Origin of the sequence: Luteimonas sp. J29, from assembly GCF_000472505.1 — a bacterium.
GTDB lineage: Bacteria > Pseudomonadota > Gammaproteobacteria > Xanthomonadales > Xanthomonadaceae > Luteimonas.
Genome location: NZ_AWZR01000002.1, coordinates 454,075 through 467,626 on the forward strand (window position 1 = coordinate 454,075; position 13,552 = coordinate 467,626).

The 13,552-nt window shown below is 73.8% G+C and carries 13 protein-coding genes and 1 other RNA gene; 7 read left to right on the forward strand and 7 right to left on the reverse strand.

Annotated elements, in window-relative coordinates:
• From LUTJ29_RS0104870 to rpiA, 5 genes are all read left to right on the forward strand, one after another.
• Positions 1-300, forward strand: coding sequence for a cell division protein ZapA (locus LUTJ29_RS0104870; protein ID WP_027071561.1), 300 nt, complete (start codon positions 1-3; stop codon positions 298-300).
• Between the two features lie 129 nt (positions 301-429).
• A non-coding RNA gene (gene ssrS / locus LUTJ29_RS18330) (6S RNA) lies at positions 430-613 on the forward strand.
• Positions 614-722: 109 nt separating this feature from the next.
• Entirely contained in the window at positions 723-1,304 is a 582-nt protein-coding gene (locus LUTJ29_RS0104875) for a 5-formyltetrahydrofolate cyclo-ligase (RefSeq protein ID WP_027071562.1), read from the forward strand.
• Position 1,305: 1 nt separating this feature from the next.
• Positions 1,306-1,779 carry an EVE domain-containing protein gene (locus tag LUTJ29_RS0104880; protein WP_027071563.1) on the forward strand — a complete coding sequence of 158 codons (474 nt, stop codon included), beginning with the start codon at positions 1,306-1,308 and terminating at the stop codon, positions 1,777-1,779.
• Positions 1,780-1,861: 82 nt separating this feature from the next.
• Positions 1,862-2,512: a ribose-5-phosphate isomerase RpiA gene (rpiA, locus tag LUTJ29_RS0104885; protein WP_027071564.1), complete on the forward strand. Its 651-nt coding sequence runs from the start codon at positions 1,862-1,864 to the stop codon at positions 2,510-2,512.
• Between the two features lie 45 nt (positions 2,513-2,557).
• On the opposite strand, the gene LUTJ29_RS0104890 is transcribed toward rpiA, so the two are convergent.
• The 3 genes from LUTJ29_RS0104890 to LUTJ29_RS0104900 all read right to left on the reverse strand — a co-directional run bounded on the left by LUTJ29_RS0104890 (position 2,558) and on the right by LUTJ29_RS0104900 (position 4,851).
• Positions 2,558-2,902 carry a hypothetical protein gene (locus LUTJ29_RS0104890; protein WP_027071565.1) on the reverse strand — a complete coding sequence of 115 codons (345 nt, stop codon included), beginning with the start codon at positions 2,900-2,902 and terminating at the stop codon, positions 2,558-2,560.
• A 72-nt stretch (positions 2,903-2,974) separates the two neighbouring features.
• The gene (locus LUTJ29_RS0104895; RefSeq protein ID WP_084524652.1) at positions 2,975-3,880 is read right to left on the reverse strand and encodes a patatin-like phospholipase family protein; all 906 of its coding nucleotides are present in this window, start codon (positions 3,878-3,880) and stop codon (positions 2,975-2,977) included.
• A 2-nt stretch (positions 3,881-3,882) separates the two neighbouring features.
• A complete protein-coding gene (locus tag LUTJ29_RS0104900; RefSeq protein ID WP_027071567.1) occupies positions 3,883-4,851 on the reverse strand; it encodes a YafY family protein in 969 nt (322 codons plus the stop codon).
• Between the two features lie 220 nt (positions 4,852-5,071).
• Here LUTJ29_RS0104900 and LUTJ29_RS0104905 point away from each other — a divergent pair, with 220 nt between their 5' ends.
• Together LUTJ29_RS0104905 and LUTJ29_RS0104910 are read left to right on the forward strand one after the other, a co-directional pair.
• A complete protein-coding gene (locus tag LUTJ29_RS0104905; RefSeq protein WP_027071568.1) occupies positions 5,072-6,820 on the forward strand; it encodes an SLC13 family permease in 1,749 nt (582 codons plus the stop codon).
• Between the two features lie 211 nt (positions 6,821-7,031).
• Positions 7,032-7,712, forward strand: a complete 681-nt coding sequence (locus tag LUTJ29_RS0104910; protein ID WP_027071569.1) for a DUF481 domain-containing protein — start codon at positions 7,032-7,034, stop codon at positions 7,710-7,712.
• Between the two features lie 32 nt (positions 7,713-7,744).
• Here the strand turns inward: LUTJ29_RS0104910 and hemC are convergent, their stop codons facing one another.
• From hemC to glnE, 4 genes are all read right to left on the reverse strand, one after another.
• Positions 7,745-8,656: a hydroxymethylbilane synthase gene (gene hemC, locus LUTJ29_RS0104915; protein ID WP_027071570.1), complete on the reverse strand. Its 912-nt coding sequence runs from the start codon at positions 8,654-8,656 to the stop codon at positions 7,745-7,747.
• Between the two features lie 45 nt (positions 8,657-8,701).
• Positions 8,702-9,460: a LytTR family DNA-binding domain-containing protein gene (locus tag LUTJ29_RS0104920; protein WP_186441967.1), complete on the reverse strand. Its 759-nt coding sequence runs from the start codon at positions 9,458-9,460 to the stop codon at positions 8,702-8,704.
• Between the two features lie 65 nt (positions 9,461-9,525).
• Entirely contained in the window at positions 9,526-10,218 is a 693-nt protein-coding gene (locus LUTJ29_RS0104925; protein WP_043740389.1) for an alpha/beta fold hydrolase, read from the reverse strand.
• Between the two features lie 61 nt (positions 10,219-10,279).
• The gene (gene glnE / locus LUTJ29_RS0104930; protein ID WP_027071573.1) at positions 10,280-13,057 is read right to left on the reverse strand and encodes a bifunctional [glutamate--ammonia ligase]-adenylyl-L-tyrosine phosphorylase/[glutamate--ammonia-ligase] adenylyltransferase; all 2,778 of its coding nucleotides are present in this window, start codon (positions 13,055-13,057) and stop codon (positions 10,280-10,282) included.
• Positions 13,058-13,552 lie beyond the last annotated feature (495 nt).

The following is a 13,552-nucleotide window of genomic DNA, read 5'->3' on the forward strand; positions in this document are numbered from 1 at the left end:
ATGAGTTCGCAGAACGAAGCGGTCAGCGTCCGCCTGCTCGACCGCGAGTACACGGTCGGCGTCGCCCCCGACCAGCGCGAAAGCCTGGCCGCCGCGGCGCGGCTGCTCGACGGGCGCATGCGCGAGGTGCGCGGCGGCAACCGCATGGCCGCCGTGGACCGGGTGGCGGTGCTGGCGGCGCTCAACCTCGCCCACGAGCTGCAGCAGCTGCGCGAGGAGAACGAGCAGCGCGACCGCGAGATCGCGCGCACGCTCGAGGAGCTGCAGCGCAAGCTCGACGCACTGATCGACGGGCGCTGACCGGCGACCGCCGGGTCCGCGCGCACCGCGCCCGTGTCCGCCCACGCCGGGTTCACGCTCGTGAACCGCGGGCGCGCCGCGCCGACGAACGGCCTTGGCAACGCGGTGGCCGGGGCTATACTTCGCCTGCGTCCTCTGCCGTGTACGACGGCATGCGCAACATTCGCCTTGTCCCTTAAGACGACCTCAGGGACGCAGCGGAGTCCGGGAGTGCAGGTCCGCCTTGCAGCGGGAAGCCCGATGGATGACGAGCGTCCCCTTTTGAACCTCGGGTTCAAGGTCGTTTCGCAGGCATCGGCATGGCGGAGGACGTATTCATTCCACGCGTACCGCGCGCGCCGCGACGGCAGCGACGCAGTCACGCTTCCGCGGCCGCGCTGCTGCGGTCACAATGGCGCCATGCGCCACTCCCCCACTTCCCGATGAGCGAAACGCGCGGCGCCCTGCGGCGCGAAATGCGCGATCGGCGCCGCGCGCTGCCGGCCCCGCGACGCATCGTCGCCGCCGAGGCGCTGGCGAACCACCTGCTGGCGCTGCCGTTCGCCCCGCGCACCGGCTTCGTGGCCGGCTACTGGGCCACCGACGGCGAGATCCCGCTCCACGCCTGGCAGCTGCGCCTGCCGCGCGAGGTGCGCTACTGCCTGCCGGTGCTGCACGGCGACGGCACGCTGCGCTTCGCGCCGTGGGCGCCGGGCGCGCCCCTGGCCCCGAACCGCTACGGCATCCCGGAACCCGAGGTGGCCGCCGGCGACCTGCTCGAACCGGCGCAACTCGACCTCGTGGTCGTGCCGCTGGTCGCGTTCGATGCGCGCTGCCACCGCCTCGGGATGGGAGGCGGCTGGTACGATCGCAGCTTCGCGTTCCGCGCCGCGCGGCCCGCGCCGCCGCACCTGGTGGGCGCGGGCTTCTCGTTCCAGCAGTCCGGCCCGATCGCGGCCGAGGCCTGGGACGTGGCGCTCGACGCGGTCTGCACCGAATCCGACACGTTCTTCCCCGTCGCCTGAAATGAGCACCCGCAAGCGCTACTGGCTGATGAAGTCCGAACCGACGGACTTCTCGATCGACGACCTCGCGCGGGTCGGCACCGAACCCTGGACCGGCGTGCGCAACTACCAGGCGCGCAACTTCATGCGCCAGATGCAGGTCGGCGACGGGGTGCTGTTCTACCATTCCAACACCGAGGTGCCGGGGATCTACGGGCTCGCCGAGGTCGCCAGCCGCGCCTACCCCGACCCGACCCAGTTCGAGAAGAAATCGAAGTACTTCGACCCCAAGGCCACGCGCGAGCAGCCGCGCTGGGAGCTGGTGGACGTGAGGTTCGTGCGCAGGCTCGCCCGCCCGGTGACGCTGGAGGAGATCCGCGGCCACGCCGATGCGCTGGGCGAGGAGTTCGCCCTCATCCGCAAGGGCTCGCGGCTGTCGGTGATGCCCGTGACCGCGGCGCAGTGGAAGCTGCTGGTCGGGCTGGAGAAGACCTGATCCCCTCGAACCGCGGCCGGCGACACCGCCAGCCGTCCCGTCGGCGGACACGTCCGCCGCACCATACGCAGACCCCGCACCCATGTCCGAGCTCAAGCGCCTGGCCGGCGAAAAGGCCATCGAATTCGTCGAGGACGGCAGCGTCGTCGGCGTCGGCACCGGTTCCACCGTGGCCTACTTCATCGAGGCGCTCGGCCGGATCCGCGACCGGATCGCGGGCGCGGTGTCGAGCTCGGAGCAGAGCACGCGCCAGCTGAAGTCGCTCGGCATCGAGGTGCTCGACCTCAACGCGGTCGGGCCGCTGCGGCTGTACGTGGACGGCGCCGACGAGTGCGATCCGCACCGGCGGCTGGTCAAGGGCGGCGGCGCCGCGCTGACCCGCGAGAAGATCATCGCCCAGGCCAGCGACCGCTTCGTCTGCATCATCGACCCGGCCAAGCAGGTGCCGGTGCTCGGGCGCTTCCCGCTGCCGGTGGAGGTGATCCCGATGGCGCGCAGCCTGGTCGCGCGCGAGATCCTGGCGATCACCGGCGGCCAGCCGGTGTGGCGCGAGGGCGTGGTCACCGACAACGGCAACTGGGTGCTCGACGTGCACGGCCTGCAGATCGTCGATCCGGTGGCGATGGAGGAGCGGCTCAACCAGATCCCGGGCGTGGTCAGCGTGGGCCTGTTCGCGCGCCGTCCGGCGGACGTGGTGATCGTCGGCGGCGAACCGCCGCAGGTGCTGCGCTGAGGTTCCCGTCGGCGCCCGCGCCAGGCGCGCGGCGCCGACGGCGGATCAGCGCGACAGCCCGACCGCCAGTGGCCGCGCCTGGCGGCGCGGTGCGATGCGACGACGCGCGGGCCCGGCCGGCGCGCGCCGGCGGCGTATGGATGCCAGTCCGGCCGGTGCCGGCGTGGCGCCCGTGCGCAGCCGGGACCAGGCCAGCCACCGGGCCATGGCCAGCGCCGCCGCAGGCAGTCCCAGCAGCCACAGCGGCACCCAGCCCAGCTGCGCACTGGCGGTGCGCGCCGCCGGCAGCGACAGCACCGCGACGGCGGCGAGGAACAGCAGGCCGAGCAGCGCGCCCTCGACCAGGCGCAGGGGATCGGTGGAAGTCTGGAGGCTGGCGGATCGTGTCATGGCGGTGGCTCCCGGGCTTGGCCACAGGCTCCACGGCCGCCATCTCAGGGGCTGCGACGCCGCGCGCAGGCCTCAGTAGCCGGCCGCGTCCAGCGCCCTGATCGCGACCGCCCGGCCGACGTCGATCAGCTCGGCCGCGCGCCAGAACTCGTAGAACGAGCACACGTCGCGCGGGATCCGGATCAGCAGCTCGGGCGGGTCCAGCGCCAGCTGCACGCGCGAGATCTGCGCCTGCATCGTGTCCAGCGAGCGCGACATGATCTCGGGCAGGCCCATGCGCATGGCATCGCCCTCGTCGCCGCCGGCCGCGCGCTCGAGCCACTGGCCGAGCCGGCTGGTGATCGTGGGCCCGCCGTCCTCCGGCTGCGAGCGGGCCGGCTCGCCGGGCGGGCGTCGCGGCCAGCCGTGCATGTCCACCGCGACCAGCCGGTGCGCGTCCGACAGGCGCGTGGCCGCGATCGGGAGCGGCGCCAGCAGCCCGCCGTCGACCAGCGCGCGGCCGTTCACCCGGTGCGGCGTGAACAGGCCGGGGATCGCGAACGAGGCGCGCAGCGCGTCCCACAACCGCCCCTCGCGGATCCAGACCTCGCGCTGGCGCTCCAGGTCCACCGCGACCGCGGTGAACGCGACCGGCAGCGCTTCGATCAGCGGGTCGCCGACCACCTCGCGCATCGCCGCCACCAGGCGCGCGCCGCCGAGCACGCCGGAGCGGCGCCAGCCCGGGTCGAGCAGGCGCAGGAAATCGCGCCGCGACATCGCGCGCAGGCGCCGGTCGAACTCGCGCAGGCGACCGGCCGCGAAGATCCCGCCGACCAGGGCACCGCTGGAGGACCCGCACACGGCCTCGATCCGGAAGCCGCGCTCCTCCAGCACCTCGATCACGCCGATCTGGGCCAGGCCGCGCGCGCCGCCGGCGCCCAGCACCAGGGCGATGCGCTCTCCGCGCGGCGCGATGCGGTCGTCCCCGGCGGCCGCCACGCTCAGCGCTCGTAGTTCGACAGCGCCAGCTGCAGCAGCGACTTGATCTGCTCGCGCAGCGCCGGCGGATCGACGATCTCGGCGTCCGCGCCGTAGTGCAGCACGTCCATCAGCAGTTCGCGCGAGGCGCTGAAGGGCACCTTGAGCTCGTAGCGGCCGTCGGGCAGGTGCCGGCCCTGCTGCTGCGAATGCCAGTGCTCATCGGCCACCCAGCGCGCGGCCCTGGCGCTGAACACGATCGTGGCCACGCCGCGGGCCGGGCCGGAGAAGATGCCGTAACTGCCGGCCAGCTGGCGGTCGAGTTCGGCCTCGTCGAGGTCGCGCGCCGGCGCGTCGAGCACGCGCGCGGCGCTGATCCGGTCGACCGAAAAGCTGCGCAGGCCCTCGCGGTCGTGGTCCCAGGCGTCGAGGTACCAGTTGTCGCGGTAATGGGTGACGCGCTGCGGCGAAACCGTGCGCCGGGTCTTCTCGTCGGTCGAGCGGGCCCGATAGTCGAACGCCAGCTGCTGGCGCTGCAGCACCGCCGAACACACGATGCGGAACGCCTGCTCGTCCATCCGCCGCCCGCGATGCGGGATCACCCGCACGCGCTCGACCGGCCAGCGCTTGCCGGCCGAATGCTCGTCGAGCAGCTTCTCGATCCGCGCCTGCAGCGGCGCCAGCGCGCTCGACAGCACCCCGCCGCCGCTGCGCGAGAGCAGCTGCTGCGCCGCCAGCAGCGCGTGCAGCTCGTCGGAATTGAGCCACAGGCCGGGCAGCTCGAAGCGCCCGGCCTCGTCGGCGTCGTAGCGGAAGCCGGCCTCGCCGTCGCCGACCACCGGCGCCATCAGCGCATCGCGCAGGAAGGCCAGGTCGCGGTAGACGGTCGCCCGGGAGCATTCGAGCTCCTCGCGCAGGCGCGCCACCGTGACCGGGTAGCGCGCGGTCTTGAGGATGCGGTGCAGGGAGAGGATGCGTTCGTATCGGTCCATGGCCCGATTATGCGCCCGCGCGCGGCCCGTGGCGCCGTCTCCGGGGCGCCGCCGCGCCGCCTTCCCCGTGGTGCGGGATTGCGGCGGCCGCGCACGACCCGCACCATGTGCGCCGGTCCGGACGCAGGACGATGGACGGCAACGTGGCCACGAGGCAGACAGGGGCGCACGGCGCAGGCCCGGGGACGGGCACACGCCGGAACGCCAACGGGGGGGCGGCATGGCCCTCTGGTTGACGCTGGCCATCCTGGCCGGCGCCATCGCGCTGTTCGTCACCGAGAAGCTGCGCGTGGACGTGGTGGCGCTGCTGGTGATGACCGCGCTGATGCTCACCGGCGTCATCACCGTGCCCGAGGCCCTGTCGGGCTTCAGCAACCAGGCCACGGTCATGGTCGCGGCCATGTTCGTGCTCAGCGGCGCGCTGCAGCGCAATGGCGCGCTGGTGGCGGCGGGCGAGGTGCTGTCGCGGATCCGCTGGCGCTGGCTGTTCCTGCTGGTGATGCTGGTGCTGGTGGCCGGGACGGCCGCGTTCGTGAACAACACCGCCACCGTGGCGGTGTTGCTGCCGCTGGTGCTCGCCGCGAGCGCGGCCAACCGCTGGGCGCCGTCGAAGTTCCTGATCCCGCTCTCGTACATGTCGCAGGCCGCGGGCGTGTGCACCCTGGTCGGCACCTCGACCAACCTGCTGGTCGACGCGATGGGCCGCGAGGCCGCGGGCGTGGGGTTCACCCTGTTCGAGTTCGCGCCGCTGGGCATCGTGTTCGTGGCCATCGGCATGGCCTACCTGCTGACCGTGGGCTACTGGCTGCTGCCCGACCGCGGCGTGCCGGGGGACGAGGGCAACGAGCACGTGGGTCGCTACGTGGCCGAGCTGCTGGTGCCGGAGGATTCGGACGCGGTCGGCCTGCGGCGCGACCAGGTGGTCCCCGAAGGCGTCGCGGACGCGGTGGTGCTGGAGATCCTCCGCCACCGGCGCCCGGTGGCGGGCCCCGACGCGGTGGTGCAGGCTGGCGACCGGCTGCTGGTGCGCGGCGAATGGCGCGACATCCGCGCGGTGCGCAAGGCGCGCAAGCTGCGCTTCGACCAGGGCCCGGGCAACGGCGACCGCGACGCCGAGCTGCTGCAGGTCGAGGCGATGGTCTCGCCCGGCTCGCACCTGATCGGCAATACGCTCGCCGGGATGCGCTTCGGCCACATGTACCGGGCGCGGGTGCACGGCATCCACCGCCGCCTGCTGGACATCCGCCAGCCGCTCGACCAGGTCCAGCTCAGCCTCGGCGACGTGCTGCTGCTCGAGGCCCCGGAGGCGGCGATCGAGGACCTGCGGGCGGACAAGGGCATGATCGTGCTCGGCACCCGCAAGGAGCCGAAGGTGGACGTGCGCCGCGCCAGCCTCTCGGTGCTGGTGATGGCCGCGACGATCGCGGTCGCGGCGCTGGGCTGGCTGTCGATCGTGCAGGCGGCCCTGGTCGGCTGCGCCGCACTGCTGGTGTTCCGGCTGCTGGAGCCGGACGAGGCCTACCGCGCGATCGACTGGCGGGTGATCCTGCTGCTGGCGGGGATCATCCCGCTGGGCGTGGCGCTGCAGAAGTCGGGCGGCGCGGCGCTCGCGGCGGAATTCATGGTCACCCACCTCGGCCAGTTCGGGCCGCTGGCCGCGCTCGCGGCGGTCTACCTCATGACGTCGCTCGCGACCGAGTTCATGAGCAACAACGCCTCGGCGGTGCTGGTGGTGCCGATCGCGCTGGCAGCGGCCGGATCGCTGGGCGTGGATCCCAAGCCGTTCCTGGTCGCGGTCGCCTTCGCCGCCTCGACCAGCTTCGCCACGCCCATCAGCTACCAGACCAACACCATGGTTTTCACCGCGGGCGGCTACCGGTTCTCCGACTTCGTGCGCATGGGGATCCCGCTCAACATCCTCTTCTGCACGACGGCGATCGTGCTCATCCCGCGCTTCTTCCCGTTCTGACCCGGGCAGGTCGCGCCCCCCGCCTGCGAGGGGGCGGGGGACGGCTCGCCGCGCTGCACGCCCCATTCCCGACCGTCCCCGCGAGCGGGAGAAGGGGCGGGTGTGCCGCCGCCGGGCCGGTACGGAGGCCTTGTCCGGACCTGAACGTCGCTGGGCAAGCATGGTGCGTTGCGGCAGAATGGGATGCCGAGTCCACGTCCCGGAGAACGCCTTGCTCGCCGGAGGGTGGCTGGCCCTGCTGGGCCTGCCGGTATTCCTGCAACCGCTGCCCGAAGCGCCGCACCTGCCGGCGGCGGTGGCGGTCGCCTCCGGCCAGGTGTCGCTGCGCCAGCCGTGCCTGCGCCTGGTCTGCGTGGATGCCGAGTGGCAGGGCTTCCTGCCGCGGGTGGTCGACGGGCCGCGCACCCCGGGCACGGTGGACGAGATCCGGCCGATGCGCCTGCCGCAGCTGGCATCGCGGCGCTACATCGGCCTGCACTCGCCGGCCTCGCGCCGCGACTGGTTCTCCTCGACCGGCAGCCACGCCCTGTTCGCCGCCGGATACGGCCTGGAGGCGGTGCGCAGCCCCGAGACCCGGGTCCAGCTGGAGTTCGGCACCGGCTACCGGCTGCAGCCCTACGCCGACTGGGGCGCCGCCGACCAGGGCCTGGTCGCCTCCGGGCTGATGCGCTGGAACCAGCGCCTGGGCGAGCGTGCCGCACTCAACCAGCAGGTGCGGATCGAGCGCGGCCGCGAGCACGCCTTCGTCCGCCAGACCATTGGCCTGGACCTGCAGCTCGCACCGCAGTGGTCGCTGTTGGGCGACGTCGAATTGCGCCACGACACCGCCGGCAACGGCGGCGAGGGCCGCACCGATCGCGAAGGCTCGCTGCGCCTGAAGTACGCGTTCTGAGCGAGGGGCCGCGGCGGCCCCGTCGTGCCGTGTCAGCCGGCCTGTCCGAGCAGTTCCGCGGCCCCGCCTGCGAGCAGCCGGCGCGCGGCCTCGCGGCCCAGCGTGTCCGGATCCATGCCCTCGACCTCGACCCGCACCGCGCGGCCGTCCTTCGCGCCGCCCACCATGCCCAGCAGGCGCAGGCCGGCGCCGGCCTCCTCGGCGAAGGCCGCCACCGGTACGTGGCAGCTGCCGTGCAGGGCCCGGTTCATGGCCCGCTCGGCCTCGACGCAGCGCCGGGTGCGGGCGTCGTCGAGCGGCGCGAACAGCTGCGCCGTGGCGGCGTCGCCGGACCGGCACTCGACCGCGATCGCGCCCTGGGCCGGGGCCGGCAGCCAGCCGGGCGCCACCAGCCGGTCGCGGATGCGCGCGTCCAGGCCCAGGCGCCGCAGGCCGGCGCAGGCCAGCACGATCGCGTCGTATTCGCCGGCATCGAGCCTGGCCAGCCGGGTGTTCACGTTGCCGCGCAGGTCGCGCAGGTCCAGGTCCGGCCGCAGCGCGCGCAGCTGGGCCTGGCGCCGGAGCGAGGAGGTCCCCACCCGCGCCCCGGCGGGCAGCGCCTGCAGCGAGGCGAAGGCGTTGCTGACGAACGCATCGGCCGGGTCGTCGCGGACCAGGATCGCGGGCAGGGCGAACCCGGGCTCGAGCTCCATCGGCACGTCCTTGAGCGAGTGCACCGCGCAGTCGGCTTCGCCGCGCTGCATCGCCAGCTCCAGCTCCTTGAGGAACAGCCCCTTGCCGCCGATCGCGGCCAGCGAGCGGTCGAGGATCTCGTCGCCGCGGGTGCTCAGCGGCACCAGCTCGACCTCCAGCCCCGGGTGCGCCTCGCGCAGCCGCGCGGCGACGTGCCCGGTCTGCCACAGGGCGAGCGGGCTCTTGCGGGTGGCGATGCGCAGTCGTTCCATGCCGGCATTATCCCGCAGCCGCGGCCGCCGCGCCGGAAAACCGCGCTACAGGCTGCGGATGGCCTCGCGCAGCTGGGCCACGCAGCGCCGGCTGACGTCCAGCGGCCGGTCGCCGTTGCGCAGGATCGCGTGCACCTGCCCGTCGATCGAGCGTCTGAGTTCGACCAGTTCGTCGCGCGCCACCAGGCAGTTGCGGTGGATGCGCACGAAGCGTTCGCCGAACTCCTCCTCCAGCGACTTGAGCGACTCCTCGATCAGGTCCTCGCCGCGGGCGTGGTGAACGACCACGTACTTTTCCTCGGCCTGCAGGTAGCGGACCTCCTCGACCGGGATCAGGCGCAGGCTGCCGCGCAGCCGGGCGCACAGGTGGGTGCGCCGCTTGCCGGCGGCGCCGGGCAGCTCGCCACCACCGCGCGCCGCGGCCAGCACGCGTGCGCGCTCCAGCGCCGACGCCAGGCGTTCCGGGCGCACCGGCTTGACCAGGTAGTCCACCGCCTCGGCGTCGAAGGCCGAGAGCGCATGCGCGTCGTAGGCGGTGCAGAACACCACCACCGGGCGCCGCTCGAAGCCCTTGAGGTGGCGCGCGACCTCGAGCCCATCGATGCCGGGCATCGCGATGTCCAGCAGGACCAGGTCGGGTTCGTGCTCGGCGCAGGCGTGCAGCGCCTCCTGGCCGTCGCCGACCTCGGCCACCACTTCGACGCCCGCACGCCCGGCCAGCAGCTGGCGCAGGCGCTCGCGCGCCAAGGGCTCGTCGTCGGCGATGATGATCTTCACTGCGGGTGTCCGCTCCGGCGCAGGCATGATCCGGGAGCATGGTAGCCCCCGCCCCGGCCGGAGGCCATCCACCGCCCGGCCGGCCGCCGGGCTCAGCCTTCGGCGATCCGGCCCGACATCCAGCCGGCGAGGTCGCGGATCTCCTCGACGCAGACCGAATGCGGCATCGGATAGCGGTGGAAGGCGACGTCGAAGCCCTGCTCGCGCATCCACTGGGCGCTGCGTTCGCCGGCCGCCAGCGGCACCACCGGGTCCTGGCTGCCGTGGCCCATGAACACCGGCTGGGCGCGCGCGGCGTCGACCAGGGCGTCGGCCGCGCGCCGCGGCGACGGCAGGTAGGTCGAGAGCCCGACCAGGCCGGCCAGCGGCTCGCGCCTGCGCACGCCGGCGGCCAGGGTGATGGCGCCGCCCTGCGAGAAGCCGGCCAGGAAGATGCGCGAGGCGGGGATCCCGCGCTCGACCTCGCGCGCGATCAGCGCCTCGACCTGGGCCACCGACTCCTCGACCCCGGCATCGTCGGCGCGGTCGACCGCGTTGAAGTCGAAGTCGCGGATGTCGTACCAGGCGCGCATGCGCATGCCGTTGTTGATCGTCACCGGGCGCACCGGCGCGTGCGGGAACACGAAGCGCATCGGCGGCCAGTCGCGGCGCACCAGTTCGGGCAGGATCGGGACGAAGTCGCTGCCGTCGGCGCCGAGGCCGTGCAGCCACACCACGCTCCAGCGCGGCGCGGGGCCGGTCTCGCGTTCGATCGCCTCGAGCAGTGCCGTCGTGGCCTGTGGCATGCAGTGTTCCGTGCAGCGCGTATCGCGTCGCGCGGCACTATACCCTGCCGCGGCGCCGGCCTCAGGCGGCGGGGCCGTAGTGCCGCCAGGCCTCGACCACCGCCGCGCGCGCGGCCTCGATCGTCGGGTCGTGCGGCACCATGCGCGGACGCCGGTCGAGCGTGCAGTCCAGGCCCTTGGCCACGAGGGTGGCATGCGCCCGGCGCAGCGTGGCCGCGACGTCCTCGGGCAGCACCCCGCAGGCCGCCATCGCTTCGAGCAGCGGCCGGGTCGCGCGCGGCTGCAGCAGGTCGGGCCGCGCCGCGGCCTCGCGCAGCACCAGGTACTGGAGCATGAACTCCAGGTCCACCAGGCCGCCCTCGCCCTGCTTGAGGTCGAACAGCGCGTCGTTGCTGCGGTCGAGCTCCTCGCGCATGCGCTGGCGCATCGACAGCACGTCGTCGCGCAGGCGGACCGGGTCGCGCCGGCGCGCGAGGGTCTCGGCGCGAATCCGGTCGAATTCCGCGGACACCGCCGCATCCCCGGCCACGCAGCGCGCGCGCACCAGCGCCTGGTGCTCCCAGGTCCAGGCGCGGTTGCGCTGGTAGTCGGCATAGCTGGCGAGCGAGGACACCAGCAGGCCCTTGCCGCCGTCCGGGCGCAGGCGCACGTCGACCTCGTACAACCGCCCGCCGCCGGTCACCGCGCCGAGCAGGGAGACGATCTTCTGCGCCAGGCGCGCGAACCAGCGCGATGCGTCGAGCGGCCGCGCACCGTCGGAATACGCGTTGGGCGGGGCCTCGTAGAGGAACACCAGGTCGAGGTCGGAGCCGAAGCCCAGCTCCTCGCCGCCGAGGCTGCCGTAACCGAGCACCGCGAACCCGGCGCCGGCGATCGCGCCGTGGCTGCGCTCGAGCTCGCCCCGCGCCAGTTCGAGCACGGTGCCGACCACGGCGTCGGCGAGCCAGGCCAGCTGGCGGGTGCTGTCGCAGGCCGGCTGGCGGCGGTCGAGCGTGGCCAGCGCGATCCGGAAGCTGAGCTGCTGGCGCACCTCGTTGAGCGCGAACAGCGCCGACTCGGTGTCGGCGCCGGGCGCCGGGCGGCAGGCCTCGGCCAGCTGTCCGCGCTGCGGCAGCGGGCCACTCGCGCGCGTGTCGAGCAGTTCGTCGAGCAGCAGCGGATGCGCGGCCAGGCGTTCGGCCAGCAGCGCGCTGCGGGTGACCAGGTCCACCAGGCGCGCCAGCGCGGTCGGGTGCTCGTCGAGCAGGGCCAGGTAGCTGGCGCGGCGCAGGATGTTGTGCAGCAGCGCCAGCAGGCGCCGGATCGCCTGCAGCGGGCGCGTGGCCGGCGCGGTGGCCTGCAGCAGCACCGGCATCACCCGGTCCAGGCGCGCGCGCGAGGCATCCGACAGTTCGCGCACGCTGGGCGTGCGCACGAAGTCGCGCAGCGCCGCGTCGACTTCGGCCGCTTCCTGGAACCCGGCGTCGGCCAGCATTGCGGCGCTGCCGCCCCCGGGCAGCGCACGCCAGTAGCCGGCGATGTCGTCGCCCACCGCAGGCTGCTGCTCGCGCTGCGACAGCAGCGCATCGAACTCGCGGGTCACGCGCGCGCGGTGGCGCTCGACCTGCGCGGCGAGCGACGCCCAGCCGTCGTGGCCCAGCCCGCGCGCGATGCGCTCGCGGTCCAGCGGCGAGGCGGGCAGCGCGTGGGTCTGTTCGTCGCGTAGCATCTGCAGCCGGTTCTCCAGCCGCCGCAGGAAGCGGTAGTCCTCGGCCAGCGCGGTCGCGGTTTCCGGCTCGACGTGGCCGGCGGCCCGGAGCGCGTCGAGCGCCGGCAGCAGGCGCGGTTCGCGCAACGCGGGCTCGCGGCCGCCGCGGATCAGCTGCAGGGACTGGGCCAGGAACTCGATCTCGCGGATTCCGCCCGGCCCGCGCTTGATGTCGTCGGCCAGCTCCTTGCGCGCGACCTCGGCGGCGATCATCGCCTTCATCGCGCGCAGCCCGTCGAGCGCGCCGAAGTCGAGGTAGCGACGGTAGACGAACGGGCGCAGCGTCTCCAGGAACCGGCGTCCAGCCTCGAGGTCGCCGGCGACCGGGCGCGCCTTCTGCCAGGCGTAGCGTTCCCAGTCGCGTCCTTCCTGCTGGAAGTAGGCCTCGAGCGCGGCGAAGCTGATCGCGACCCGGCCGGCGTTGCCGAACGGACGCAGGCGCAAGTCGACGCGGTGGCAGAAGCCGTCCACCGTGCGCTCGTCGAGCAGGCGCGCGAGCTGCTGTCCGAGGCGGGCGAAATAGTCCTCCGCATGCAGCGGGCGGATCGAATCGCCCTGGCTCTCGCCGCCATGCTCGTAGGCATAGACCAGGTCGATGTCGGAACTGAAGTTGAGTTCGCCGCCGCCGAGCTTGCCCATGGCGAACACCACCAGCCGCACCGGCCGGCCGTCGGGCCCGGGCACCTGGCCGTGGCGACGGACGAAGTCGCCCTCGACGGCCTCCAGGGCCAGGCCCAGGCAGCGCTCGGCCAGGGCGGTGACGGCGGCGAGGGTGGCGTCGACGTCGTCGAGGCCGAGCACGTCGCGCCAGACCAGGCGTGCGCATTCGGCGGTGCGGTACAGGCGCAGCCGGCGCGGCCAGTCGTCGCGCGATCCGGAATCCAGGACCGGCGGCGGCAGCGGCCGGGCGCCGTCGTCCGCGGCCAGGCGGGCCAGCAGCTCCGGCTGCCGGGCGAGGACGTCGATGGCGAAGTCGCTGGCCACGGCCACCCGCCGCACGCGCTCGACCAGGCCCGGATCGGCAGGCAGGCCGTCGAGCCGTGCAAGGGCGCGGTCGACGAGGGCGTCGAGATCCTGGAGAGGCTGGTCCATGACCCGATTGTGGCACTGCGGCATGGCGCGTGGCGGGACCGCCCGCGCCCTGCCCGTGCCGGCGCCGGCCGGGGACCGAACGGCGCATGGGCCGTGCGACTCGGCCGGAGCCGGGCCCGGGTGACGGTCCGGGCGCCGGGGTGGACGGCACGACCGTGTCCGCGACCGCAAGGGTCGCGCATCGCTGCAGGACGACAGCCCCAGCGACCGGGAAGTCCTGGCCGGCTCCGACGCCGGAGCCGGCGCTCCATGCCGCCGGGCAGGCCAGGGCATCGCGCGGCCGCCCGGGTGGTCGCGGGGCCGGGGCAAAAAAAAGCCCGCTTGCAGTTGCCTGCCAGCGGGCTTTGCTCCCTCCCCCACGTCGGGTGCGGGGGCATCGTGAACGATTCGTGACCCCGGTTGCACGCTGCAGCGCACAACAGCCCCGAAAGGTTCACCAGGGCACTTGACATCGCAGGCCGCTGTGGCAGCCGTTGCAAACGTTTCCAGCCTTGC